The 303-nt window shown below is 55.8% G+C and carries 1 protein-coding gene; it reads left to right on the top strand.

Annotation, left to right across the window (positions count from 1 at the left end):
• Positions 1-303: thiolase family protein (locus J0A66_RS22705; protein WP_500676674.1), on the top strand; the 303-nt coding region annotated here is incomplete at both ends.

Raw genomic sequence — 303 nt, 5'->3', positions numbered from 1 at the left:
TCGCACCCCTATGGGGCGTTCCAAGGGCGGCGTATTTCGCAATGTGCGCGCCGAAACATTGTCTGCACACCTGATGACCCAATTGCTTGAGCGTAACAGCGCCTTAGACCCAAGCGAAATTGATGACATTATTTGGGGCTGTGTGCAGCAAACCAAAGAGCAGGGCTTTAACATTGCCCGCAATGCCCAGTTACTGACGGGGATCCCCCGTTCTGTGCCTGCGGTAACGGTGAATCGCTTGTGCGGCTCTTCCATGCAGGCTTTGCACGATGCGGCTTGTGGCATCATGGCTGGCAAAGGCGA

The sequence above is a fragment of the Bowmanella dokdonensis genome, assembly GCF_017254865.1.
Taxonomy (GTDB): domain Bacteria; phylum Pseudomonadota; class Gammaproteobacteria; order Enterobacterales; family Alteromonadaceae; genus Bowmanella; species Bowmanella dokdonensis.
This window is presented reverse-complemented; position numbering and strand designations above follow the sequence as displayed.